This window comes from Alicycliphilus sp. T452 (assembly GCF_054512775.1).
The window spans coordinates 49,742-73,141 of sequence record NZ_JBTNEH010000020.1; the positions used below are offsets into that span (position 1 = coordinate 49,742).

Genomic DNA, 23,400 nt, shown 5'->3' on the forward strand with positions numbered 1-23,400 from the left:
GTGCCGAGGTCATCGCGGGTTCACCCGCCCGCCGTTCAAAGGATATTGCGGCGCACGCCATACCCGCCCATGCATTCGCCAGGGTTTGCAGCGGCCAGCAAAAAGCCCGCCGGAGCGGGCCTTGCGTGATCTGGGCGATCACTGCGCTCTATACCGGCCGCGGCGCGGGCCGATAATGGCGCCGTTCAAATAGCGAACTTCTCGCGGTCCTCGTTTTGAATCCACTTGGGCGCCTTGCCGCGGCCCGTCCACGTCTGGCCCGTCACGGGATCGCGGTATTTGGGCGCCACCTTCACGCCGCTGGTAGCGGACGTGCGGCCGCCGCGCCCCGTGGGAAACACGTCCTGCTGCGTCAAACCATACTCGGCCACCAGTTCGCGCACCTGCGCAACGGCCGTCGCCAGTTCGCGGCGGCGGGCCTCGTTGATCTGCTGTTCAAGGGCCTCGCGTTGCTTCAGCAATTCTTTGTAGCTTGCGTTCATAGCGGTATATGGTGTGATTGGAAATTAATGGGCAGCACCATTATAAGGAAACAATCGAATCTCCGTTACAAGCCCATGCGCAATTCATGGAGCCGCCTTGTAACAGACTACAGTTCCCGATCCCGGTCCGCTCCCGGATTTTTCACCCTGCTTCACCGGCATCTCCGAAAACACCGTGAATCGACGTGCCTGATTCAATTTGTTACTAATGAAAACCCGCTGCGGCGGGGGCTGCCGGATTCACGCGGCAGGCGCCAGGACCGGGCGCGGCGCGAGACAATAGCGGTTTTCCACCACCACTACCAACGACAAAAACATGGCTCTTTATTGCGTGGGCGATATCCAGGGCTGCGACGAAGCCTTCGGGCGCCTGCTTTCCACCATCGGTTTCTCTCCCAGCCGCGACACCGTCTACCTGCTGGGCGACCTGGTCAACCGCGGCCCCGGCTCGGCCGCGGTGCTGCGCCGCTGCATGCGGCTGGGCGACAGCGTGCGCGCGCTGCTGGGCAACCACGACCTGCACCTGCTGGCCACGGCCCATGGCGTGCGTTCGCCCTCGCGCCGCGACACGCTGCAAGACGTCCTGCAGGCGCCCGACAGGCAGGCCCTGCTCGACTGGCTGCGCCAGCAACCCCTGGCGCGGCGCGTGCGCCACGGCGGCGCCGACCTGCTGATGGTGCATGCGGGCGTTCTACCGCAATGGTCCGCGGACGACGTGCTGGCGCTTGCGGACGAGGTGCACGCCATGCTGCGCGGCCCGGCGCTCCCGGACTTCCTGCGGCAGATGTACGGCAACAGCCCGGACCAGTGGGACGCGGGCCTGCAGGGGGCGAACCGCCTGCGCATCATCGTCAACGCGCTCACGCGGCTGCGCTTCTGCACGCCCGAGGGACGCATGGACTTCGAGAGCGCCGAGAGCGCCGCGCAGGCGCCCGCCGGGCTGCTGCCCTGGTTCGACGCGCCGGGCCGGCGCACCAGCGGCACGCTGATCGCCTTCGGCCACTGGTCCACGCTGGGCTGGATCAGCCGGCCCGACATACAGGGGCTGGACACGGGCTGCGTCTGGGGCGGCGCCTTGAGCGCCGTGCGCTTCGGCGCCACGCTGGCCGAGCGCGAGCACTGCAAGGTGCAGTGCGCGCAGCAGCAGCGGCCCGGGGAATAGGCCGCTATCAAAAGCAAAGCTGCCAGCGCTTGCCACGGGCCGATTCCATGGCGAAAACCACCTGAAACCGGCTCACAGCAAGCGCTGGCAGCTATTGTTTTCTAGATGCTGACGGGCTTGAGCGCCTTTGCCATGGCGTCCGATTGCCACAGCGCGCCATCAACGCCGGCGGCCAGCACGGCCGCGCCGGGGTGGCGCGCGCTCCAGGCCGGCACGGCCGCCATGCCCTGCACCATGAGCGCCGTGCCCCAGCCGTTGACGACCTGCACGTCGCGCGCGAGCAGCGCCACGCCGTGCACGCCCGTGGTGGGCCAGCCGGTGTGGGGATCGAGCACGTGGTGCAGGCGCCGGCCCTGGTGCACGAAGCCGCGCTCGTAGTCGCCCGAGGACGCGACCACGCCGAAGCCCTCGACCTCGATGGCGCCCAGCAGCCTGCCGGGCGCGCGCGGATCGCGCACCCCCACGCGCCAGGGGCGGCCCTGCAGGCGGCCGCTGGCGAGCACGTCGCCGCCGCCATTGACGAGGGCGTTGGCGACGCCCTCGCGTTCGAGCACGCGCAGGCCCGCCGCCAGGATAGGCAGCTTGGCGATGCCGCCCAGGTCGAGCGCCATGCCGCGCCCGGCCAGGTAGGCCGTGCCCGCGCGTTCATCGAGCCGCAGCTGGCGCGCGTCCACGTGGCGCAGCGCCGCGGCGATCTCGTCCGCCGCGGGCATGGCCTGCCGGCCGGGCTCGAAATGCCAGCCCGCCAGCGCGCCCACGGTGGGGTCGAACGCACCCGCGCTCTCGCGCCAGACCCGCTGGGCGGTTGCCAGCACGTCCATGACCTCCAGCGACACGGCCACCGGGTGGCGCCCGGCCGCCTGTCCGATGCGCCGCACCACGCTGTCCTCGCGGTAGCGGCTCAGCGATGCCTCCAGGCGCTGCATCTCCTCGAAGGCCAGGCCGATCGCGGCCTGCAGCTGCCGGGCATCACTGCCGTCGGCGACGATGTCCACGCGCGTGCCCATGAGGTTGCGGCTCGCGCGTTGCGGCCCCGTGGCCCGCGCCATGCCCGGAGCGGCCCAGGCCACGGCGCCCAGCAGGGGCAGCGCCAGGGCGAAGCGCCGCCGCGACAGCCGCCCGCCTTGCCATCCGTTGTTCATGGCACGCTCCCGATGCATTACACCGACTGGTCGGCCATGAAGTCCACGGCGGCCTTCACGTCTTCGTCGCTCATCGACGCATTGCCGCCGCGCGCGGGCATCTGGCCCTTGGCGCCGGTGAAGCCCTCGAGGGCGTGCTTGTAGAGCGTGTCCTTGCCCTGGGCGATGCGCGGGCCCCAGTCGGCCTTGTCGCCGGGCTTGGGCGCGCCGGCCACGCCGGCAGCGTGGCACATGGCGCAGGTCTTGCCGTACGCGCTCTTGCCGGCGGTGTTCTCCGCAACCGGCGCTGCGGGTGCCGGCGCAGGGGCCGGTGCCTCCGCCGCCGGAGCGGGTGCGGGTGCCGGCGCGGATGCGGGCGCCTCGCTCTTGCCGCAAGCGGCAAGCACCAGGGCGGCGGCGGCCAGCGCCATCGTGAGGGATGTCTTGTTCATCGAGAAAGCCTTTCTTGTGTAGTCCAGACGTCCAAAACCAGGGGCATCGCAGCCTGCGCTCCATGCGACGGGCCTGCCCTCTGGCATGGGGCGCCAGTTTGGTAGTTTCCAGAATAGCTTGGTTGATGTAAATCAACATCCAAAGAAACATTTAACGTGAACATTTGCCTGTCTTCGCCAAGGGGCGATCCGCATCCACACAACACCAGAACCCATACCGCTGCCATGGACACCCTGCGATCCCTGAACCGCCTGCGCTGGTGGATCGTTGCGTGGTTCATCCTCAGCCTGGGCACGACGCTGGCCTCCTCGCTGGTGCAGCCCCGCAGCATGGAGCTGGTCTGCTCCGCCAGCAACGGCGCCACCCTGGTGGTGCATGCCAAGACCGGCAACGCCGTGCTCGACGCGCGGGGCATGGACTGCGCTCTGTGCCTGCTGGGCAGCGCACCGCCACAGCCCGCCGCACATACCCGACCGGTCCTGCCGGTCATCCATTCCCTGCCCGTGCTGCCGCCCGAGATGCAGGCCATCGCCCCCATGGCCGCACCGCCGCCGGCACGCGGCCCTCCTGCCTTTTCCGTTTAACACACCCTGAAAGAGGACCTCATGAGCAAGAAAGAAGACCTGGGCACCGAAACCGTCGGCATGGGCCGGCGCCGTTTCATCAACACCGCCGCGCTGGCGGGCCTGACGGTAGGCGTCGCCGCTTGCAACGACAAGCCCGCCGCAGCCCCTGCGGCATCCGCTCCGGCGCCCGCACCCGCGCCTGCCGCCGCCAGCGGCGCCGCCAGCATCCACCTCAAGCCCGGCGAGCTCGACACCTACTACGGCCTGTGGAGCGGCGGCCACAACGGCGACGTGCGCGTGCTGGGCCTGCCTTCGGGCCGCGAGATCCACCGCATTCCCTGCTTCGTGCCCGACGCGCTCGTGGGCTGGGGCATCACCAACGAATCCAAGGCCGTCATGGGCACCAGGCCCGACGGCCACCTGCGCTACACGGTGGCCGACACCCACCACCTGCACGCCTCGTACAAGGACGGCAACTACGACGGCCGCTACGCCTGGGTCAACGACAAGATCAACGCCCGCATCGCGCGCATCCGCCTGGACTACTTCGTCTGCGACAAGATCACCGACCTGCCCAACGTGCAGGGCTTCCACGGCATCTTCCCCGACAAGGCCGACCCGGTCGATCCCGCGATCAACTACACGACGCGCGTGTTCTGCGGCGGCGAGTTCGCCATTCCCCTGCCCAACGACGGCAAGGACGTGAACGCTCCCGAGAAGTACCGCTCGCTGTTCACCTGCGTGGACGCCGAGACCATGGAAGTGCGCTGGCAGGTGCTGATCGACGGCAACTGCGACCTGGTCGCCACCTCGTACGACGGCAAGCTCGCGGCCACCAACCAGTACAACACCGAGAACGGCATCCACTACGAGGACATGATGTCCGCCGAGCGCGACGCCTGCCTGTTCTTCAACGTGGCGCGCATCGAGGAGGCCGTGAAGGCCGGCAAGTTCAAGACCTACGGCAACAAGGTGCCCGTGGTGGACGGCACGCACGAGGCCAACAAGGACCCCAAGACGGCCCTGGTCGCCTACGTCAGCGTCCCGAAGAACCCCCACGGCGTGAACGCCAGCCCCGACGGCAAGTACTTCATCTGCGCGGGCAAGCTCTCGCCCACCACCACCACCATCGAGCTCACCAAGGTGCTCGACTGGTTCGACGGCAAGATGGAGAAGCTCGACGACGCCATCGTCGCCGAAGTCGAAGTGGGCCTGGGCCCGCTGCACACCGCCTTCGACGGCCGCGGCAACGCCTACACCACGCTGTTCCTGGACAGCCAGATCGTCAAGTGGAACGTCGAGAAGGCCATTGCCTTCCACAAGGGCGACAAGAACGCCAAGTACGTGGTGGACCGCATCGACGTGCACTACCAGCCCGGCCACATCAACGCATCGCAGTCCGAGACCAAGGCCGCCGACGGCAAGTACCTGGCCGTGGGCTGCAAGTTCTCCAAGGACCGCTTCCTGCCCGTGGGCCCGCTGCACCCCGAGAACGAGCAGCTGATCGACATCTCGGGCGAGAAGATGGTGCTGCTGGCCGACCACCCGGTGCGCGGCGAGCCGCACGACTTCATCATCTTCAAGCGCGACATCCTCAAGCCCAAGCAGGTGTACGACCTGGATGAGTTCCCGCTGGCCGTCAAGGACGCCAAGGAATCGGGCGTGTTCCGCAACGGCAAGAAGGTCACCGTCAAGCTCACCTCGCAGGCACCGGCCTTCAGCATGCGCGAGTTCACCGTGAAGAAGGGCGACGAGGTCACGCTGATCCTGACCAACCTGGACAAGATCGAGGACCTGACCCACGGCTTCGCCCTGCCCAAGTACAACATCCAGTTCGTCATCAACCCGCTGGAGACCAAGTCGGTCACCTTCGTGGCCGACAAGCCGGGCGTGTTCTGGGCCTACTGCTCCACGTTCTGCCATGCGCTGCACCTTGAGATGCGTACGCGCATGATCGTCGAGGCCTGACGGCCCCCTGCAGCAGGCGCCGTGCTCACGCATGGCGCCTGCTATTCATTGGATAGTGTGATGATTCCCCTGGGTCAACGGTTCGTAGCCTTTCTTTCCGTCTTCTTCGTGGCGCTGGCACTGCTGGCGCCCCCTGCCGCCCGCGCCGGGGCCTATGAGGCCGAGCTGCCCGCCAACCTGGCAAGCACGCCCGACATGTGCTCGCTGCTGCCGTGCACCGAGGTCTTTCCGGGCGCAGCGCATTTCTCCGAGCGCAAGGGCCAGCCGCCCTACGTCGAGGCCTACGACAACGACTCCGCCCAGAAGAAGCTGCTGGGCTACGTGATGCTGTCCACCGACATCACCGACACGCCCGCCTACTCGGGCAAGCCGGTGGTGACCCTCATCGGCATGGACACGAAAGGCCATTTCGTCGGCCTGAAGGTGCTCAAGCATTCCGAGCCCATCCTGCTGCTGGGCATTCCGGAATCGGCCCTCATCAACTTCAACAACCAGTACATCGGCAAGTCGGTGACCGACACCATCGAGGTCGGCCCCTCGCGCCCCGACGAGAACGTGACCGGCGTGGACGCCATCTCGGGCGCCACCGTCACCGTCGTCGCGCAGAACCAGGTGGTCATGACCTCGGGCGCCGCCGTCGCGCGCCAGACCGGCATCATCGCGCCCACGGTGCGCGAGAGCGCCAGGTTCGTCGCCACCGGCCAGAAATACGACTGGGCGCAGCTCGTGAAGATGGGCGCGGTGCAGCAGCTGCTCGTCAAGCCCGAGCAGGTCGGCCTGCCGCGCGGCCCCGAGCCCTTCATCGAGCTGTGGTTCGGCGACCTGAACCAGCCCGACATCGGCCGCAGCGTGCTGGGCGACAACGCGTTCGACAGCCTGCGCTCGCGCCTCAAGGAAGGCGAGAACGCGCTGTTCGTCATCAAGACCGCGGGCCAGGAGTCCTTCAAGGGCTCGGGCTTCGTGCGCGGCGGCATCTTCGACCGCGTGCAGGTCAAGCAGGGCGCGGACTCCTTCACCTTCCGCGACCTGGATTCGTACAACCTCTACGGCCTGGAGGCGGGCGGCGCGCCGCGCTACACCGAGTCGGCCATCTTCATCATCCGCTCGCCCTCGTTCTCCGCCGCCTATCCCTGGAAGCTGGCCTTCCTGGGCAACCGCGTGGACCGCGCCACGGGGCACCGCAGCTTCGCCGTGTTCGAGTCCAAGTACTGGCTGCCCGCCAGCAGCCTCGAAGGCGGCCGCCCCAAGGTCGAGGAGCCCGCCGCCCCCTGGGTGCGCATCTGGAAAGCGCAGGCCCTGCCGATCAGTCTGTTCGCCCTGCTGCTGATTGCCGTGACGGTGGTCTACGCGCTGCGCGAGAAGCTCACGCGCCTGTCCACGCACAAGAACAAGTGGCCGGTCAACGGCTTCAAGTACACGTTCTGGGCGCTCAGCATCTTCTGGATCGGCTTCGGCTACATGGCCCAGCCCTCCATCACCCAGGTGCTGACCTGGTTCCATTCGCTGCTGTTCCAGTGGACCTGGTCGCTGTTCCTGTCCGATCCGTTCATCTTCCTGTTCTGGATCTTCATCATCGTCACCGTGTTCCTGTTCGGCCGCGGCCTGTTCTGCGGCTGGATGTGCCCGTTCGGCTCGCTGCAGGAGGGCATCTACAAGATCGCCAAGGCCGTGGGCCTCAAGCGCTTCCAAACGGCACTGCCGCAGAAATGGCACGACCGCCTGAAGTGGGTCAAGTACGCCGTGTTCTTCTTCCTGCTCACGGTGTCCATGTTCTCCATGGGCCTGGCGGAGAAGCTGGCCGAGGTCGAGCCCTTCAAGACCACCTTCCTGGTCGGCGTGATGAACCGCGCCTGGCCCTACGGCCTGTTCGTGGCGGCCATCCTCGGCGTGTCCATCTTCATCGAGCGGCCGTACTGCAAGTACATCTGCCCGCTGGGCGCGTCGCTGGCCATGCCCAGCACCTTCCGCTGGTTCGGCCTCAAGCGCAAGCAGGATTGCAACAGCTGCAAGGCCTGCGCCGTGGGCTGCGGCGCCCAGGCCATCGACGCCGACGGCCGCATCGACCACCGCGAGTGCCTGCACTGCCTGGACTGCATGATCCTCTACACCGACACCAAGGGCTGCCCGCCCCTGGCCAAGGAGCGCAAGCGCCGCGAGAAGGACGGCCTGGAGATCACGCCCATCGGCAAGAACGGCTACTTCATCCCCATCCACCCCGCCAAGGTGGAGGACCAGATCGCGGCCAAGGCGAAGGACGGCGTCGATCCGCGCATGCCCACCGACCGCACCCTGCCCGCGCACAAGGAGGACGTGGGCCTGATCGAATGGCTGTGGCTGGAGCTGCGCGACCACCTGTGGCCCTGGAGCCGCGAGGGCTGGCGCAGCCAGAGGGCGCTGCAGGTCGCCGGCCTGGCGCTGGCCATTGCCGCCACCATCGCCTGGGTGCAGACCGCCCTGGGCCACCTGTCCTCGGGCGCTATCATCGGCTGGTGGTTCGGCTGGAGCGTGTACGAGGTGTTGATCCGCCTGTCCGGCCGCCGCTATGTGAAGGATGGCCCCTGGTGGCGCGACCAGTACCGCGTCGCCGGCGTGATGGACATGATGAGCTACGTGGGATTCAAGAACCTGATGATTGGCGCTGCGCTGTTCCTGGTGCTCAAGACCCTGGGCTGGCTCATCGCATGACCGCCATCTCGCACTTAGGCCTGGCCCTGGCGCTGTGCATCGCCGGGGCCTGCCAGGCAGCCACCCTGAGCGTGCGCCCCGGCGACGACCTGGCCGCTGCGGTGGCCAAGGCCCGGCCGGGCGACGTGGTCGAGGTGGCGCGCGGCCAGTACCGCGCCAACCTGCTGATCGACAAGCCCCTGACCCTGCGCGGCCTGGACCGCCCCACCATCAGCGGCGGCAACCAGGGCGACACCATCCGCGTCACCGCCCCCGACGTGGTGATAGAGGGCCTGATCGTGCGCGACTCGGGCGACGACCTCAAGGACCAGAACGCCGGCATCTACCTCTACCCCGGCGCGCACCGCGCCATCGTGCGCCGCTGCGACCTGACCTACAACCTGTTCGGCCTGTGGATCGAGAAGGCCGACGACGTGCTCATAGAGCACAACACCATCACCGGCAAGCGCGAATACGCCTCGCCCCAGCGCGGCAACGGGGTGCAGCTGTACAACACCAAGGGCGCGAAAATCCTCAACAACGACATCAGCTTCGTGCGCGATGCCTTGTATGTCGACGTCTCGCACCACGCGCTGTTCAAGGGCAACAAGCTGCACCACAGCCGCTACGGCACGCACTACATGAACTCCTACTACAACCTGTGGGAGGACAACGACACGTACTACAACCGCGGCGGCCTGGCGCTCATGGAGGTGCGCAACCAGGAGGTCCGCAACAACCGCGCCTGGGGCAATTCGGACCACGGCATCATGCTGCGCACGCTGCAGGACTCGGTGATCGAGGGCAATATCGTGGCCGGGAACAACCGGGGCTTCTTCATCTACGACGTGGAGTACATCAAGCTCAACAACAACCTGGTCGTGGACAACACCGTGGGCGTGCACCTGTCGGCCGGCTCCACGCGCAACGAGGTGGAGGGCAACGACTTCATCGGCAACCGCGAGCAGGTGCGCTACGTGGGCGCGCGCGACGAGGTCTGGGGCAAGCAGCGCGGCAACTACTGGAGCAACTACCTGGGCTGGGACCGCAACGGCGATGGCGTGGGCGACGTGCAGTACGAGGCCAACGACATGGTGGACCGCCTGACCTGGCGCCACCCCAGCATCAAGCTGCTGCTGGCCAGCCCCGCCGTGCAGGCGCTGCGCCTGGTGGGCCAGCAGTTTCCCGTTCTGCGCGTGCCCTCGGTGGTGGACCCCCACCCGCGCATGCGCCCCTACCACCAAGACTGGAGTCAATGGCGTGGCAAGCATTTCCCCGGCCAGTGAGCAGATGGCCATCTCCCTGCGCGGCGTGCACAAGCACTTCGGCGCGCTGCATGCCGTCGATGGCGTCGATCTGGACATTCCCCCGGGCGAACTCTTCGGCCTGATCGGCCACAACGGCGCGGGCAAGAGCACGCTGTTCAAGATGATGCTGGGCCTGCTCGCGCCCACCGCGGGCTCCATCCTGGTGGCCGGCACGCCCGTGGGCGGGCGGCACTTCCGCGCCGCGCGCAGGCAGCTCGGCTACCTGCCGGAAAACGTCGTGCTCTACGACAACCTCGACGGCCTGGAGACGCTGCACTTCTTCGCGCGCCTGAAGGGCGCGCCGCTGCAGGACTGCCCGGCCATGCTGGAGAAGGTGGGCCTGGCGCACGCGGGCAAGCGCCCGGTGCGCGAATACTCCAAGGGCATGCGCCAGCGCCTGGGGTTCGCCCAGGCCCTGCTCGGCAGGCCCCGCGTGCTGTTCCTCGACGAGCCCACCAACGGCCTGGACCCCCAGGCGATCCGCGACTTCTACGCCACGCTGCGCGACCTGCAGGCCGGCGGCGTCACCGTCATCATCACCTCGCACATCCTCGCCGAGCTGCAGGAGCGCGTCGACCGCCTGGCCATCCTGGCCTCGGGCCAGGTGCAGGCGATGGGCAGCGTGCAGGAGCTGCGCGAGCGCACGGGCCTGCCGCTCATCGTGGAGGTGGACATGGCTCCCGAAGACTGCCACGAGGCCCTGCTCGCCCTGCTCGCGGCCACGGGCGCCAAGCCCGCGCAGACGCCCACGGGCCTGCAGCTGCAGTGCGCGCGCACGCACAAGATGGCCGTGCTCGCCGCCCTCGCCCCCCTGGGCGCGCGCGTGCGCGACCTGCGCCTGCAGGAGCCCTCGCTCGAAGACATGTTCTTCGGTCTTTCCGCCTAGCCCCCGCTCCCCCGCACCTCTGTTTCATGGAACTGACCCCTATCCTCACCGTCGCGGCCAAGGAATTCCGCGACCGCATGCGCAACCGCTGGGTGCTGGCCGTCGCGCTCGTCTTCACCGTGTTCTCGCTCGTCATCGCCTACTTCGGCGGCGCGCAGCAGGGCCAGGTGGGCTTTCGCTCCATCGAGTTCACCATCGCCAGCCTGGTCAGCCTGGTCATCTACCTGATCCCGCTGATCGCCCTGCTGCTGGGCTTCGACGCCATCGTCGGCGAGCGCGAGCGCGGCTCGCTCGACCTGCTGCTGGCCCTGCCGATCACGCGGCTGGAGCTGCTGCTGGGCAAATACCTGGGGCTGGCCGCCGCGCTCGCCCTCTCCACCGTGGCCGGCTTCGGCCTGGTGGCCGTGCTGCTGTGGCGCCACATGAGCGCCAACGCGCTGTTCCACTACGGCGGCTTCATGCTCAGCTCGGTGCTGCTGGGCCTGGCGTTCCTGAGCCTGGCGGTGCTCATCTCGGTGCTGGCGCGCGAGCGCACCCGCGCCTCGGGCCTGGCCATCGCCACCTGGTTCTTCTTCGTGCTGGTGTTCGACCTGCTGCTGCTGGGCCTGCTCGTGACCACCGGCGGGCAGTTCGCGGGTGACGCCTTCGCCTGGCTGCTGCTGCTCAACCCCGCGGACGTGTTCCGCATCCTCAACGTGTTCTCGCTCGAGGACGTGCGCACCCTCTACGGCCTGGCCAGCGTCGTGCCCGCATCGCTGGGCAACCCGCTGACCATGGGCGGCGTGATGGCCGCCTGGATCGTGCTGCCGCTCGTTCTTGCCCAATGGAGATTCAAGCCATGACGACCTGTTCCTGCCTCACCCGCCGCCGCACGCTGGGCCTGGCCGCCTTCACCGTCCTGCTGGCCGCCTGCGGCGACAAGCCCGGCGAGGCGCAATCGCTCGCCCCCGTGGAGATCGACCGCTCCACCTCCTGCGAACTCGACGGCATGCTGCTCTCCGACTACCCCGGCCCCAAGGCGCAGATCCACTACGCCGGCCAGGACAAACCCGCCTTCTTCTGCGACACGGTGGAGCTGTTCAACACCCTGCTCGCGGGCGAGCAGGTGCGGCCCGTGCGCGCCGTCTACGTGCAGGACATGGGCCAGGCCAGCTGGGACGAGCCCAAGGGCCACTGGATAGACGCCAAGGCGGCCGTCTACGTGCTGGGCAGCAAGCGCCACGGCTCCATGGGCCCGACCATCGCCAGCTTCGCCCAGGAGGCCGACGCCGCCAAATTCGCCCAGGAGTGGGGCGGCAAGGTGCTGCGCTTCGCCGACATCAAGCTGGACATGGTGGACCTGAGCGGCGGCGCGCTGCACGACACGCGCATGTAGCCATGCACATGCCCGCCGCACCCCTGGCCCCACCGCAGCAGCGCCGCAGGCGCATGCTGGCCATGGGCGCGCTCGGGGCCCTGGCGGCATTGGGGGCCAGCGCGCCGTGGAGCGTGCCCGCCGTGCGCAAGGCACTCGCGCCCCAGGCAATTCCGGCTCCGGCGCCGGAACCGGACGTGTGCATCGTCGCCCCGCCCACGCGCTACGACCCCGCCTCGGGCCTGCCGCCCACGGCGGCGCGCGCCATACCGGCGGACGCCCGCTGCCCCGTCTGCGGCATGTTCCCGGCACGCTCGCGCGAGTGGGCGGCGCAGGTCATCTTCGACAACGGCGACGCGCAGTTCTTCGACTCGCCGCTGTCGCTGTTCATGTACCTGCAGGACGTGGCGCGCTACAGCCCCGGCCGCAGCGCGGGGAGTATCGTGGCGCACTACGTCACCGATGCCTCCGCGCCCGCGGGGGACGGCCGCGCGCGCTGGATCGACGCCCTGGGCGCCTACTACGTGCATGGATCGTCGGCCAGGGGGCCGATGCGCGCGGGCAACCTGCCCGCCTTCGCCACGCGCGAGGCCGCCCAGGCCTTCGCCGCGCAGCGCGGCGGCACGGTGCTGGCCTTCGGCGCGATCGACGCGGCGCTGATCGCGGAACTGGCCGGCAGCGGCGGCCACGTCCACCATTGATACGCTACTGAAAAAATAGCTTACAGCGCTTGCTGCACAAGCGCTAGCGGCCTTTTTTACATGAAATCCCAACGGGAGCCGGACCCGGCTCCCGGCGCCATCACTGGGCCGAAGGCTCGGCCTCGGGCTGCGGCGCCTTGAACAGGGCCGGCAGCTTGCGCTTGGGCTTGATGTTGGCGGAGATGCTGCCGCGCGCCACGGCCGCCTTGGGGGCCACCTCCCAGCTCGCCGCGCCGCTGCCGGTGGCGCTGGGCTCGTAGGGCTTGTCGAAGAAGGCGTCGCGCACCACGGCCGGTGCGCCGCGGTAGCCGCCGCGCTCGCGGCCGCCGCTGCGGGGGGCGTCGCCGCCCTCCTCGCGCCAGGCGCGCCGGCCGTCGTTGAAGCGGCCGCGCGGGCGCTCTTCCTGCAGTTCCAGCGGTTCGAGCTCGACCTTCTTCTTGATGAGCTTCTCGATGTCGGCCACCAGGCGCGCATCGCCGCTGCCGACCAGCGTGACGGCCAGGCCCGATGCGCCCGCGCGCCCCGTGCGGCCGATGCGGTGCACGTAGTCCTCGGCGTTGAACGGCACGTCGTGGTTGAACACGGCCGGCACGTCCTTGATGTCCAGGCCCCGCGCCGCCACGTCGGTGCACACCAGCAGGTCCACGTCGCCGCTCTTGAAGGCCTCCAGGGCCTTGAGGCGCTCGTCCTGGCTCTTGTCGCCATGCAGCGCCGCGGTCTTCAGGCCGTCGCGCTCCAGGCTGCGCGCCAGGCGGGCGCAGCCGAGCTTGCTGTTGACGAAGATGAAGGCCTGCTTGAGCCCGCGCTCGGTCAGCACGTGGCGGATGGCGCGGCGCTTGTCGTCGTCCTGCACGCTGAAGAAGCGCTGCTCCACGGTGGAGGCCGTCTCGTTGGGGCGCGCCACCTCGATGGTGACGGGGTCCTGCAGGTAGCTGCCCGCCAGGCGCTTGATCTCGGGCGAGAACGTGGCCGAGAACAGCAGCGTGGTGCGCTGCTTGGGCAGGTAGGAGAGGATGCGCTGCAGGTCGGGCAGGAAGCCGATGTCCAGCATGCGGTCGGCCTCGTCGAGCACCACGTACTCGACCTGGTTGAGCACCGCGTTCTTGGCCTCGATGTGGTCGAGCAGGCGCCCCGGCGTGGCCACCAGCACCTCGACGCCCTTTTTCAGCTCCAGCGTCTGCGGCTTCATGTCCATGCCGCCGAACACCACGGTGCTGCGCAGCTTGGTGTACTTGGCGTACAGCGCGATCTGCTGCGCCACCTGGTCGGCCAGCTCGCGCGTGGGCAGCAGCACCAGGGCGCGCACGGGGTGGCGCGCGGGCGAGGCGGAGCTGTTCTCGTGCTTGAGCAGGCGCTCGAGCAGCGGCAGCGAGAACGCCGCCGTCTTGCCGGTGCCGGTCTGGGCCGCGCCCATCACGTCCTTGCCGGTCAGCACCACAGGGATCGCCTGGGCCTGGATCGGGGTCATGTTCTCGTAGCCCATGTCGGCTACGGCGCGCTTGAGCGGTTCGGCCAGCGCAAGGGAGGAATAGGGTTGTGTCATGAAGCCGCTATTGTCGCACTGCAGCAAACAAAAGGGCCAGGCCCCCAGCCGCGGCGCCCCGACCCATGCCCCGAATGCGCCGCAAAAACTACAGTGACTGCGCCCTGAACGTGTCGCAGGCCTGCACGCTGCCGGTCTTCAGGCCCTGCGTGAACCAGCGCACGCGCTGCGCGCTGGAGCCGTGGGTGAAGGCATCGGGCCGCACGGTGCCCGTCTGCTGGCGCTGCAGCGTGTCGTCGCCGATCTGCTCGGCGGCGTTCACGGCCGATTCGATGTCGCCCTGGTCCAGCCAGTTCTTGGCCTGCTGCGAGTGGTGGGCCCAGATGCCGGCATAGCAGTCGGCCTGCAGCTCCAGCCGTACCGACAGCGCGTTCTGCTCGCGCTGGCTCACGCGCCCGCGCATGCCGTCCACCTTGGCCGTGGCGCCCAGCAGGGTCTGCACGTGGTGGCCCACCTCGTGGGCGATCACGTAGGCGCGCGCGAATTCGCCCGGCGCGCCGAGCTGGCGGCTCATGGTGTCGAAGAAGTCCATGTCCAGGTACACCTTCTGGTCGCCGGGGCAGTAGAACGGCCCCATGGCGCTCTGCCCCGTGCCGCAGGCCGTGGGCGTGGCGCCGCGGTAGAGCACCAGCTTGGGGTCGCGGTACTGCGCCCCGCCCTGGCGGAAGATCTGCGCCCACACGTCTTCGGTCGAGGCCAGCACGGTGGAGACGAAGGCGGCCTGGCGGTCGTTGCCCGGTGGCCGCTGCGCCGGCGCCTGCTGCTCCTGGGGCGCGCCGCCGCCCGACAGCACGCCGATGGTGGTGAGCGGGTTGATGCCGAACACGCCCCAGCCGATCAGTGCCAGCACCACCGTGCCGATGCCGATGGAGCGCCCGCCCACGAAGCCGCCGCCGCCTCCGCTGCGGCGGTCCTCCACGTTGTCCGATTCGCGGTTGCCTTCCCATTTCATGGACCGTCTCCCATGCGCATCACGCGCCAGCGGCAGATATTACGCCTGCATCCAGAACGTGTTCTCAGGCCTTGGGCAGCGTCACGCCATGCTGGCCCTGGTACTTGCCGTTGCGGTCCTTGTAGCTCACGGCGCATTCCTCGTCGCCCTGGAAGAACAGCACCTGCGCGCAGCCCTCGCCCGCGTAGATCTTGGCGGGCAGCGGCGTGGTGTTGGAGAACTCCAGCGTCACGTAGCCCTCCCATTCGGGCTCGAAGGGCGTGACGTTGACGATGATGCCGCAGCGCGCGTAGGTGCTCTTGCCCAGGCACACGGTGAGCACGTCGCGCGGAATGCGGAAGTACTCCATCGTGCGCGCCAGCGCGAAGCTGTTGGGCGGGATGATGCAGAAGTCGCCCTCGAAGTCGACGAAGCTCTTCTCGTCGAAATTTTTCGGATCCACCACGGTGCTGTGGATGTTGGTGAAGACCTTGAATTCGCGCGCGCAGCGGATGTCGTAGCCGTAGCTGCTGGTGCCGTAGCTGATGATCTTCTTGCCATCCTGCTCGCGGACCTGGCCGGGCTCGAAGGGCTCGATCATGCCGTGCTGCTCGGCCATGCGGCGGATCCATTTGTCGCTCTTGATGCTCATGGGTAAAGACTCCTGGCGCGCATTCTGCCACCACGGCCACCATACTCACAAAAAAAGAGCTGCCAGCGCTTGACTGGTAAGCGCTGGAAGCTCTTTTCATTCAAAAGAACCGATCAGGGCGCGACCGGCGCGCCGCCCTCGTACCAGCGCTTGAAGGTGTCGACCTCCTCGGCGGACAGCGCGCCAGGGTTGCCGAAGGGCATCTTGCGCAGCTGCACCACCTGCTGGTAGACCTGCTGGGCGTGGCTCTTGACGTCCTCGGGGGTGTCGAACCTCACGTTCTTTTGCGCGACCGTGCTGGCGCTGTGGCAGACCATGCAATGCTTGTCCATGATGGCGCGCACCTGGGCATAGCCCGACGGTGCCTGCGCCGCGGCTGCGGCCTGCGGCGCGGGCCTGAGCCAGCCCAGCACGCCCAGCAGCACCACCACGCCCACGGCCGCATAGGGCCAGGGATGGGCGTTGCGGCCCAGCTTGGAGCCATGGCGCATCACGAAGAACTGGCGGATGGCGGCGCCAGCGAACATCATGAGGATGAGCACCAGCCAGTTGAGCGGGTGGTTGTAGAGCCAGCCGTAGTGGTTGGACAGCATGGCGAACAGCACGGGCAGCGTGAAGTAGGTGTTGTGCACGCTGCGCTGCTTGCCGCGCTTGCCGTGGATGGGGTCCACCGGCTGGCCGGCCTTGAGCGCCGCGACCACCTTGCGCTGGCCGGGGATGATCCAGAAGAACACGTTGGCGCTCATCGACGTGGCCAGCATGGCGCCCATGAGCAGGAAGGCCGCCTGGCCGGGGAAGATGCGGCAGGCCAGCCAGGCCGCGATGCACACCAGCACCAGAACCAGCGCGCCCACGATGGCGTCGCCCTTGTCCTTCTGGCCGAAGACGCGGCAGATGGCGTCGTAGAGCAGCCAGAGCACCACCAGGAAGGCCAGCGCCGCCACGATGGCCATGGAGGGCGACATGAGCGGGTTGGACGGGCTCACCAGGTAGATGCCGGCGTTCCACAGGTAGGACACGGTGAGCAGCGCGAACCCGCTGAGCCAGGTGGTGTAGCTCTCCCAGTAGAACCAGTGCAGGTGGTCCGGCAGCTTCGGGGGAGAGACGTTGTATTTGACCGGGTGGTAGAACCCGCCGCCATGCACGGCCCACAGCTCGCCGGTGATGCCGTCGCGCCTCATGCGCTCGTCCTCGGGCGGCGTGAGGCTGCTGTCGAGAAAAACGAAATAGAACGACGACCCCACCCAGGCGATGGCGGTGATGACGTGCAGCCAGCGCAGCAGCAGGTTGGACCAGTCCAGAAGGTAGCTTTCCATGATGTGTCAACCTCGGCAGGCGTGCGTTGCGCGCCTGCATGCTGCTCACCACTGCGGGTGCTCTGAGCAGAAAACAATGGGCCGCGCACCTTGGCATGAAGCTACCGGGACACCGCTGCGACCGACTTTGTGGACATTAAGTGTATGCAATTTTTCCCGCCAACTCCATGAAACCGCGGCCGGGATTACCCTGACCCGATTGCTTCATGCTGCACCCAAACGCTGCAGCAACTGCGCCGCCACCGCCACGGCGATCACCTCGGGCTCCTTGCCCGTGATGCCGGGCACGCCGATCGGGCAGGTGACGTGCGCCAGCTCCTCGTCCTGGAAGCCGCGCGCCGCCAGGCGGTGCCGGAAGGTGGCCCACTTGGTGCGGCTGCCGATCAGGCCGATGAAGGGCAGGTCGCCCCGCTCGCGCTGGCGCAGCAGGCAGGCGGCGACGATGTCCAGGTCCTCGGCGTGGCTGAAGCTCATGATGAGCACGCAGGACTGCGGTGCCAGGTCCGGCACGGCGGCCTGCACCGGGTCGGAGTGTTCGCAGACCGTATCGGCATCCACCTGCGGGGGGAACACGCCCTCGCGGCTGTCGATCCAGTGCAGCGCGAACGGCAGCGGCGCCAGCACGCGCGCCAGCGCGTGCCCCACGTGGCCGCCGCCGAACAGCGCCACCGGCTGCAGCCGCGGCGCCAGGCGCCGGCGCAGGGCCGGCGCGTCGGCCGCGGCCACGCATTCGAAGCGCAGGTGCACCACGCCGCCGCAGCACTGGCCCAGGCTGGGGCCCAGCGCCCGGCGCACCACGGCCGGGCCTGCCTGCCGGCCGGCCAGGTGACCGGCCAGGCGCTCGCGCGCCTCGTGCATGGCCTGCAGCTCCAGATGGCCGCCGCCGATGGTGCCCAGCGGCTGTGGGTCTCCCGCGAACAGGGCCATCCAGGCGCCGGGCTCGCGCGGCACCGAGCCTTGGGTAGACTCCACCGTCACCAGGCACGCGGGTGCGGCCTCGATGCGCTGCAACAGACAATCCAACACCGTCACTCGCCATCACCTCCAGTTCACGGGCTGCGCGCCACCGCTGGCCCAGCATAGCGACACCCTCCATGCCCCAGCAACCCTCCGACGCCCCGCCGCCCAGAGAGCCGGCCAGACGCCCCTTCTGGCTGCCCGCCAGCCTGATGGCGCTGGTGGCCGCCATCGTCGCCGCCTGCAAATCGGGCCCGCAGGCGCCGCCGCCGCAGGACACCGCCCCCCCTGGCGCCGCCGGCGCCACGCCGGCCGCGGTGCGCGCCTCGGCGGCCGCCACGCCGCGCGCCTACCGCCAGGACGCGGCGCGCCACCTCTACGGCCTGAACGCACGGCGCATCTACCAGGGCAAGCTGCCGCCGCTGCTGTACGCCATCGGCGTGCTGGAGGTGGACATCGACCGCAACGGCCGCGTGACGGCCCTGCGCTGGATGCGCGCGCCGCGCCACGCGCCCGAGGTGGTGGCCGAGATCGAGCGCACGGTGCGCGCCGCAGCGCCCTTCCCCGTGCCCGCGCGCATGCAGCGCGTGACCTATACCGACACCTGGCTGTGGGACAAGTCGGGGCATTTCCAGCTGGATACCCTCACCGAAGGCCAGCTTTGACCCCTGGCGCCAAAGCGGCACGGTTCAGGAGCCACGGTAGGTGGAATAGCTCCACGGGCTGACCAGCAGCGGCACGTGGTAATGCTGGTCGGCATGGGCCACGCCGAAGTCCAGGCTGACCTTGTTCAGGAAGTTGGGCTCGGGCAGTTGCACGCCGCGCGCCTTGAAATAGCCGGCCACGTCGAACGTCAGGCGGTAGGTGCCCGGCTTCAGGCTGCGGTCGTCGAACAGCGGCGCATCGGTGCGCCCGTCGTGGTTGAGCACCAGGCTCTTGAGCAAGGTGGCCTGGTCGTCCTGGGTGGCATACAGCGCAACGGCCATGCCCGCGGCGGGGCAGCCATGCATGGTGTCTAGGACGTGGGTGCTGAGGCCCATGGTGTGTCTCCTGAAGCATCGGCGGCGCAAATCGTGCCGCCGCCAAAGTGTATACATTTTTTGTACGCTATTGTCAGGTTCCGATTCGGCGTTTACCCTGCGGACCTTTGCTTCACCTCGAAAGGAGACACCCATGCATCCACGCTCCACCCTGCTCGCCGCCAGCCTGGCGCTGGCCCTTGCCGGCCTGGCCGGCTGCGGCAGCATGCAGCAGCCGCCGGCGTCCACCGCGGCTGCACCCGCCGCGGCGCAGGCCGCCGCCGCGGCCTACGACTTCGACATGGACGTGTTCCACCCCGTGGTGGCCAAGAACGGCATGGTGGCCAGCGAGCAGGAACTGGCCTCGCGCATAGGGCTGGACATTCTCAGGAGCGGCGGCAACGCCGTGGATGCCGCCGTGGCCATGGGCTTCGCGCTGGCCGTGGCGCTGCCCAACGCGGGCAACATCGGCGGCGGCGGCTTCATGATGGTGCACGACGCCAGGACGGGCAGGAGCGTGGCGCTGGACTTCCGCGAGGTGGCCCCCTCCAGGGCCACGCGCGACATGTACCTGGACGCGCAGGGCAAGGTGATCGACGGCAAGTCGCTCTACACCCACTACGCCGTGGGCGTGCCCGGCACGGTGGCGGGCATGGAGCATGCCCTGAAGAAATGGGGCACGCTGCCGCTGTCCAAGGTGGTCGCGCCAGCCGCGGCGCTGGCGGACAAGGGCTTTCCGGTCAGCGAGACCCTGGCCAAGATCCTGCAGCAGGAGCAGAAGAACATGGGCCGCTGGCCCGCCACCCAGGCCATCTTCTGGAAGAACGGCCAGCCGCTCAAGCGGGGCGACACCCTGGTGCAGAAAGACCTGGCGCAGTCGCTGCGGCTGATCGGCGAACAGGGCGCCAAGGCCTTCTATGAAGGCGCGATCGCCACGAAGATCGCGGCCGAGATGGCGCCGCACGCGGGCGCCATCTCGCTGGCCGACCTGAAGAACTACAAGGTGGTCGAGCGCGAGCCCGTGCGCGGCAGCTACCGCGGCTACCAGATCGTGACCATGCCGCCGCCGTCGTCGGGCGGCGCGCACCTGATCCAGATCCTGAACATGATGGAGCGCTGGCCCATGAACCAGTGGGGCGCCAACAGCGCCAACAGCGTGCACCACATGGCCGAGAGCATGAAGCTGGCCTACGCCGACCGCTCCGAGTACCTGGGCGACCCGGACTTCGTGAAGGTGCCGCTCAAGGGCCTGACCTCCAAGCGCTACGCCGACCAGCTCGCCGCCGGCATCAGCCCCACCCAGGCGCGCACGGCCAAGGACATCAAGCCCGGCAAGCCCCAGCCCTACGAGAGCGACCAGACCACGCACTTCTCGGTGGTGGACAAGGCCGGCAACGCCGTGGCCGTGACCTACACGCTGAACACCAACTTCGGCAGCGGCATCGTGGCCAAGGGCACGGGCATCCTGCTCAACAACGAGATGGACGACTTCTCGGCCAAGCCCGGCGTGCCCAATGCCTACGGCCTGGTGGGCGGCGACGCCAACGCCGTGGCCGCGGGCAAGCGCCCGCTGTCATCCATGACGCCCACGCTGGTGGTCAAGGACGGCAAGCCCGTGCTCGTCACGGGCAGCCCCGGCGGCGCGCGCATCATCACCACGGTGCTGCAGCAGGTCGTGAACTACATCGACTTCGGCATGAACCCCGCCGAGGCCGCCGCCACACCGCGCTTTCACCACCAGTGGACGCCCGACGAGCTGCGCATAGAAAAGGGCTTCAGCGCCGACACGCTGGCGCTGCTCAGGCAATGGGGCCACAAGGTGGCGCTGAAACCCGCCATGGGCCGCACGCAGACCATTGAGATCCGCAGCGGCACGCTCTACGGCGCCTCCGATCCGCGCAACCCGGATGGGCAGACGCTGGGGTACTAGGCTGCTGTCCTTGATGCGCGAGGACACCGCAGGCAAGCGCTGGATGCTCCTTGAAACAGAGCGCCCGGCGCTTTCCACATAAGCCCCAGGGTCGTTTTCATTCCAAAAACGGCGCGCATCACTCCAGCGTCAGCTTCTCCTTCGCCACGACTTCCTTGTACGTGGCGAACTCGCTCCTGATCTGCTCGGCGAACTGCTCCGGCGTGTTGGCGACGATGAGCGAGCCGGTGTCCTCGATGCGCTTCTTCACCGCCGGGTCCGCCAGCACCTTCCTGACGGCGGCATTGATCCTGTCCACGACCTCCCTGGGCGTGCCCTTGGGGCCGACGATGCCGTAGTAGGCCATGCGGTTCACGGGCTCCAGCCCCACCTCCTTGAAGGTGGGCACGCCCGGCAGCACCGCCAGGCGCTGCGGCGCGGCGACGACGATGGGCACCAGGCGGCCGTCCTTGATGAAGGGCAGCGACGAGGGCAGGTTGTCCAGGTTCATGCTGACCTGGTTCGCCACCACGTCGTTCAGCGCCGGGCCCGCGCCCCGGTAGGGAACGTGCGTCACCTGCACGCCCGCCATGCTCTTGTACAGCTCCATCAGCATGTGGGTGATGCTGCCGGTGCCGGTGGAGGCATACGCGTATTTGCCGGGGTTCTTCTTCAGCTCCTGGACGAAGCCCTTGTAGTCGTGCCCCGCGAACCTGGGGTTGACCGCAATGACGTTGGGCGTCGCGGCGATGTTGACGATCGGCACGAAGTCCGTCTCGGGGTTGTACGGGAACTTCGGCGTGATGGCCGGGTTGGTGGCCGTGGTGGACACGGTGGCCATGCTCAGCGTGTAGCCGTCGGGCCTGGCGCGCATGGCCTCGGTGGCGCCGATGGTGCCGCCGGCGCCGCCCTTGTTGTCCACCACCACCGGATGGCCCAGCTCGCGCCCCAGCGGGTCGGCCACCACGCGGGCGATGATGTCGGTGGTGCCGCCCGCGGCAAAGGGCACGATCAGGCGAATGGGCTTGGCGGGATAGGCGGCCTGCGCCAGCGCCGCGGAGCCTGCCGCGAGGGCCAGGCTGCAAAGCAGCGCACGCGCGCCGCGGTACAAGGAAAAGGTAGGCATGTAGATGGTCTCCTTGGGTTGGTAATTCATTCAGGCGCGCCGGCGCACGAGGTGCTGCGGCCCCAGTTCGGCGCAGGCCGTCACGCCCAGCATGGCCAGGTTGCGGTCCACCTCGTCCTGCAGCAGGCCGATGGCGTGCGCTACGCCAGCCTCGCCAGCCACGGCGGCGGCGTAGTTGAAGGGGCGGCCCACCAGCACCATGCGCGCGCCCAGCGCCAGGGCCTTGAGCACGTCCGAGCCGCGCCGGAAGCCGCTGTCGATGAGCACCGGGTAATCGGGCCCCACGGCCGCCACCACGGCTTCGAGCACGCGCATGGGCGAGGCCGCGCCGTCGAGCTGGCGCCCGCCGTGGTTGGACAGCACGACGGCGTCGGCGCCCACGCGCCGGGCCTGCAGCGCGTCCTCCACGCTGAGCAGGCCCTTGACCACCAGCGGCCCCTTCCAGCGGCGGCGGATGGCCTCGATATGGCCCCAGTTCAGGTGGTCGCGCGCCGAGAAGTCGCGCAGCACGCTGGACGACACGATGGGCGCGCCGCGCGTGGCGAACGAGTTCTCGAAATGCGGCATACCGTGGCGCAGCAGCGTGCGCAGGAAGGTACCCGCCACCCAGCGCGGCCGCACCATGCCGTCCCACGCCAGGCGCAGGCTGGGACGCAGCGGGGTGGAGAAGCCGGTGCGGACGTTGTTCTCGCGGTTGGCCGAGATGGGAATGTCCACCGTCACCACCAGCGTACCGAAGCCGGCGCGCGCCACGCGGTCGACCAATGCGTCGATGCGCTCCTGGTCGCCCGGTATGTAGGCCTGGAACCAGGTGGCCGGGCTTTCGCGCGCCACCTCTTCCATGGGGATCAGCGAGGTGCCGCTCATGATGGACACGATGCCCGCGCGCTGCGCCGCGCGCGCCAGCACCAGGTCGCCCCGGTAGGCGGACAGCGCGTTGATGCCCATGGGCGCGATGCCGAACGGGCTGCTGTAGCGCTGGCCGAACAGCTCCACCGCCTGCGAGCGCCGCGACACGTCGCGCAGCACGCGGGTGGCGAAGCCGTATTCGCCAAACACCTCGCGGTTGTCGCGCAGCGACGCGTTGTCCTCGGCCGCGCCGGCGATGTAGCCGAAGATGGGCCGGGGCAGGCGCCGGCGCGCGGCGGCCTCGAAGTCATGCAGCGACAGCATGCCGCGCAGCGCGGCGGGCAGGGTCACGGGTGAGGGCTCGGCGTAGGAGGCCATGGCAGGAATGGGGGGTGGCAAACGGATGGCGCCGACTCTAGGCCTGCATCTTCATG

Annotated in this window: 22 protein-coding genes; 11 read left to right on the top strand and 11 right to left on the bottom strand. The window is 68.6% G+C overall.

The annotated features are described in order from the left end of the window. Positions 1–185 precede the first annotated feature (185 nt). Positions 186–482, bottom strand: a complete 297-nt coding sequence (locus ACX12L_RS16955) for an H-NS histone family protein (protein WP_459263630.1) — start codon at positions 480–482, stop codon at positions 186–188. Positions 483–798: 316 nt separating this feature from the next. On the opposite strand from ACX12L_RS16955, the gene ACX12L_RS16960 reads away from it, so the two are divergent. Next, the gene (locus ACX12L_RS16960) at positions 799–1,644 is read left to right on the top strand and encodes a symmetrical bis(5'-nucleosyl)-tetraphosphatase (protein ID WP_459263631.1); all 846 of its coding nucleotides are present in this window, start codon (positions 799–801) and stop codon (positions 1,642–1,644) included. Between the two features lie 101 nt (positions 1,645–1,745). On the opposite strand, the gene ACX12L_RS16965 is transcribed toward ACX12L_RS16960, so the two are convergent. Together ACX12L_RS16965 and ACX12L_RS16970 are read right to left on the bottom strand one after the other, a co-directional pair. Further along, the gene (locus tag ACX12L_RS16965; RefSeq protein ID WP_459263632.1) at positions 1,746–2,786 is read right to left on the bottom strand and encodes an FAD:protein FMN transferase; all 1,041 of its coding nucleotides are present in this window, start codon (positions 2,784–2,786) and stop codon (positions 1,746–1,748) included. Between the two features lie 17 nt (positions 2,787–2,803). After that, positions 2,804–3,217 carry a c-type cytochrome gene (locus ACX12L_RS16970; RefSeq protein WP_459263633.1) on the bottom strand — a complete coding sequence of 138 codons (414 nt, stop codon included), beginning with the start codon at positions 3,215–3,217 and terminating at the stop codon, positions 2,804–2,806. 225 nt (positions 3,218–3,442) lie between these two features. On the opposite strand from ACX12L_RS16970, the gene ACX12L_RS16975 reads away from it, so the two are divergent. The 8 genes from ACX12L_RS16975 to ACX12L_RS17010 are packed head-to-tail and all read left to right on the top strand — an operon-like array spanning position 3,443 to position 12,664. After that, complete coding sequence (locus tag ACX12L_RS16975) at positions 3,443–3,802, top strand: hypothetical protein (RefSeq protein WP_459263634.1); 360 nt, start codon at positions 3,443–3,445, stop codon at positions 3,800–3,802. Between the two features lie 21 nt (positions 3,803–3,823). After that, entirely contained in the window at positions 3,824–5,752 is a 1,929-nt protein-coding gene (gene nosZ, locus ACX12L_RS16980) for a TAT-dependent nitrous-oxide reductase (protein WP_459263635.1), read from the top strand. 60 nt (positions 5,753–5,812) lie between these two features. Next, positions 5,813–8,437 (top strand): 4Fe-4S binding protein, encoded by a 2,625-nt coding sequence (locus ACX12L_RS16985; protein WP_459263636.1) that lies wholly within the window; start codon positions 5,813–5,815, stop codon positions 8,435–8,437. Next, positions 8,434–9,702 carry a nitrous oxide reductase family maturation protein NosD gene (locus tag ACX12L_RS16990; protein ID WP_459263637.1) on the top strand — a complete coding sequence of 423 codons (1,269 nt, stop codon included), beginning with the start codon at positions 8,434–8,436 and terminating at the stop codon, positions 9,700–9,702. The genes ACX12L_RS16985 and ACX12L_RS16990 overlap by 4 nt, the downstream gene beginning before the upstream one ends. Positions 9,703–9,706: 4 nt before the next feature. Then, a complete protein-coding gene (locus ACX12L_RS16995) occupies positions 9,707–10,609 on the top strand; it encodes an ABC transporter ATP-binding protein (RefSeq protein ID WP_459263667.1) in 903 nt (300 codons plus the stop codon). Between the two features lie 26 nt (positions 10,610–10,635). Further along, a complete protein-coding gene (locus ACX12L_RS17000; protein WP_459263638.1) occupies positions 10,636–11,451 on the top strand; it encodes an ABC transporter permease in 816 nt (271 codons plus the stop codon). Beyond that, positions 11,448–11,984, top strand: a complete 537-nt coding sequence (locus ACX12L_RS17005) for a nitrous oxide reductase accessory protein NosL (RefSeq protein WP_459263639.1) — start codon at positions 11,448–11,450, stop codon at positions 11,982–11,984. Before ACX12L_RS17000 ends, ACX12L_RS17005 begins: the two co-directional genes overlap by 4 nt. Before the next feature lie 53 nt (positions 11,985–12,037). After that, positions 12,038–12,664, top strand: coding sequence for a nitrous oxide reductase accessory protein NosL (locus ACX12L_RS17010; RefSeq protein ID WP_459263668.1), 627 nt, complete (start codon positions 12,038–12,040; stop codon positions 12,662–12,664). Positions 12,665–12,764: 100 nt separating this feature from the next. Here the strand turns inward: ACX12L_RS17010 and ACX12L_RS17015 are convergent, their stop codons facing one another. From ACX12L_RS17015 to xdhC, 5 genes are all read right to left on the bottom strand, one after another. After that, positions 12,765–14,207, bottom strand: coding sequence for a DEAD/DEAH box helicase (locus ACX12L_RS17015; RefSeq protein ID WP_459263640.1), 1,443 nt, complete (start codon positions 14,205–14,207; stop codon positions 12,765–12,767). 88 nt (positions 14,208–14,295) lie between these two features. Next, on the bottom strand, positions 14,296–15,159 hold the full coding sequence (gene ypfJ / locus ACX12L_RS17020; RefSeq protein ID WP_459263641.1) for a KPN_02809 family neutral zinc metallopeptidase: 864 nt from the start codon (positions 15,157–15,159) through the stop codon (positions 14,296–14,298). 64 nt (positions 15,160–15,223) lie between these two features. Beyond that, the gene (dcd, locus tag ACX12L_RS17025) at positions 15,224–15,790 is read right to left on the bottom strand and encodes a dCTP deaminase (protein WP_459263642.1); all 567 of its coding nucleotides are present in this window, start codon (positions 15,788–15,790) and stop codon (positions 15,224–15,226) included. A gap of 113 nt (positions 15,791–15,903) precedes the next feature. After that, complete coding sequence (locus ACX12L_RS17030) at positions 15,904–17,106, bottom strand: urate hydroxylase PuuD (RefSeq protein WP_459263643.1); 1,203 nt, start codon at positions 17,104–17,106, stop codon at positions 15,904–15,906. A gap of 204 nt (positions 17,107–17,310) precedes the next feature. Then, the gene (gene xdhC, locus ACX12L_RS17035; protein WP_459263644.1) at positions 17,311–18,138 is read right to left on the bottom strand and encodes a xanthine dehydrogenase accessory protein XdhC; all 828 of its coding nucleotides are present in this window, start codon (positions 18,136–18,138) and stop codon (positions 17,311–17,313) included. A gap of 137 nt (positions 18,139–18,275) precedes the next feature. Here xdhC and ACX12L_RS17040 point away from each other — a divergent pair, with 137 nt between their 5' ends. Continuing rightward, positions 18,276–18,728: an energy transducer TonB gene (locus ACX12L_RS17040; protein ID WP_459263669.1), complete on the top strand. Its 453-nt coding sequence runs from the start codon at positions 18,276–18,278 to the stop codon at positions 18,726–18,728. A 24-nt stretch (positions 18,729–18,752) separates the two neighbouring features. Here ACX12L_RS17040 and uraH read toward each other — a convergent pair whose 3' ends face one another. Then, positions 18,753–19,103: a hydroxyisourate hydrolase gene (uraH, locus tag ACX12L_RS17045; RefSeq protein ID WP_459263645.1), complete on the bottom strand. Its 351-nt coding sequence runs from the start codon at positions 19,101–19,103 to the stop codon at positions 18,753–18,755. A 133-nt stretch (positions 19,104–19,236) separates the two neighbouring features. Here uraH and ggt point away from each other — a divergent pair, with 133 nt between their 5' ends. Next, positions 19,237–21,012, top strand: a complete 1,776-nt coding sequence (ggt, locus tag ACX12L_RS17050) for a gamma-glutamyltransferase (RefSeq protein ID WP_459263646.1) — start codon at positions 19,237–19,239, stop codon at positions 21,010–21,012. Positions 21,013–21,130: 118 nt separating this feature from the next. On the opposite strand, the gene ACX12L_RS17055 is transcribed toward ggt, so the two are convergent. Both ACX12L_RS17055 and ACX12L_RS17060 read right to left on the bottom strand, forming a co-directional pair. Further along, positions 21,131–22,117, bottom strand: coding sequence for a tripartite tricarboxylate transporter substrate binding protein BugE (locus tag ACX12L_RS17055; protein ID WP_459263647.1), 987 nt, complete (start codon positions 22,115–22,117; stop codon positions 21,131–21,133). Positions 22,118–22,147: 30 nt separating this feature from the next. Beyond that, complete coding sequence (locus ACX12L_RS17060; RefSeq protein ID WP_459263648.1) at positions 22,148–23,344, bottom strand: alpha-hydroxy acid oxidase; 1,197 nt, start codon at positions 23,342–23,344, stop codon at positions 22,148–22,150. Positions 23,345–23,400: the final 56 nt, after the last annotated feature.

Bases quoted from the DNA above. Each gene is read 5' to 3' on its own strand.
- ACX12L_RS17015 (WP_459263640.1), bottom strand. From the start codon at position 14,207: ATGACACAACCCTATTCCTCCCTTGCGCTGGCCGAACCGCTCAAGCGC.
- ACX12L_RS17000 (WP_459263638.1), top strand. From the start codon at position 10,636: ATGGAACTGACCCCTATCCTCACCGTCGCGGCCAAGGAATTCCGCGAC.
- ACX12L_RS16990 (WP_459263637.1), top strand. From the start codon at position 8,434: ATGACCGCCATCTCGCACTTAGGCCTGGCCCTGGCGCTGTGCATCGCC.
- ACX12L_RS17010 (WP_459263668.1), top strand. From the start codon at position 12,038: ATGCTGGCCATGGGCGCGCTCGGGGCCCTGGCGGCATTGGGGGCCAGC.
- ACX12L_RS17055 (WP_459263647.1), bottom strand. From the start codon at position 22,117: ATGCCTACCTTTTCCTTGTACCGCGGCGCGCGTGCGCTGCTTTGCAGC.
- ACX12L_RS16975 (WP_459263634.1), top strand. From the start codon at position 3,443: ATGGACACCCTGCGATCCCTGAACCGCCTGCGCTGGTGGATCGTTGCG.
- ACX12L_RS17060 (WP_459263648.1), bottom strand. From the start codon at position 23,344: ATGGCCTCCTACGCCGAGCCCTCACCCGTGACCCTGCCCGCCGCGCTG.
- ACX12L_RS16960 (WP_459263631.1), top strand. From the start codon at position 799: ATGGCTCTTTATTGCGTGGGCGATATCCAGGGCTGCGACGAAGCCTTC.
- ACX12L_RS16955 (WP_459263630.1), bottom strand. From the start codon at position 482: ATGAACGCAAGCTACAAAGAATTGCTGAAGCAACGCGAGGCCCTTGAA.
- ACX12L_RS17030 (WP_459263643.1), bottom strand. From the start codon at position 17,106: ATGGAAAGCTACCTTCTGGACTGGTCCAACCTGCTGCTGCGCTGGCTG.
- dcd (WP_459263642.1), bottom strand. From the start codon at position 15,790: ATGAGCATCAAGAGCGACAAATGGATCCGCCGCATGGCCGAGCAGCAC.
- ACX12L_RS16995 (WP_459263667.1), top strand. From the start codon at position 9,707: ATGGCCATCTCCCTGCGCGGCGTGCACAAGCACTTCGGCGCGCTGCAT.
- ACX12L_RS16985 (WP_459263636.1), top strand. From the start codon at position 5,813: ATGATTCCCCTGGGTCAACGGTTCGTAGCCTTTCTTTCCGTCTTCTTC.
- ACX12L_RS17040 (WP_459263669.1), top strand. From the start codon at position 18,276: ATGGCGCTGGTGGCCGCCATCGTCGCCGCCTGCAAATCGGGCCCGCAG.
- ypfJ (WP_459263641.1), bottom strand. From the start codon at position 15,159: ATGAAATGGGAAGGCAACCGCGAATCGGACAACGTGGAGGACCGCCGC.
- ggt (WP_459263646.1), top strand. From the start codon at position 19,237: ATGCATCCACGCTCCACCCTGCTCGCCGCCAGCCTGGCGCTGGCCCTT.
- ACX12L_RS17005 (WP_459263639.1), top strand. From the start codon at position 11,448: ATGACGACCTGTTCCTGCCTCACCCGCCGCCGCACGCTGGGCCTGGCC.
- ACX12L_RS16970 (WP_459263633.1), bottom strand. From the start codon at position 3,217: ATGAACAAGACATCCCTCACGATGGCGCTGGCCGCCGCCGCCCTGGTG.
- uraH (WP_459263645.1), bottom strand. From the start codon at position 19,103: ATGGGCCTCAGCACCCACGTCCTAGACACCATGCATGGCTGCCCCGCC.
- nosZ (WP_459263635.1), top strand. From the start codon at position 3,824: ATGAGCAAGAAAGAAGACCTGGGCACCGAAACCGTCGGCATGGGCCGG.
- ACX12L_RS16965 (WP_459263632.1), bottom strand. From the start codon at position 2,786: ATGAACAACGGATGGCAAGGCGGGCGGCTGTCGCGGCGGCGCTTCGCC.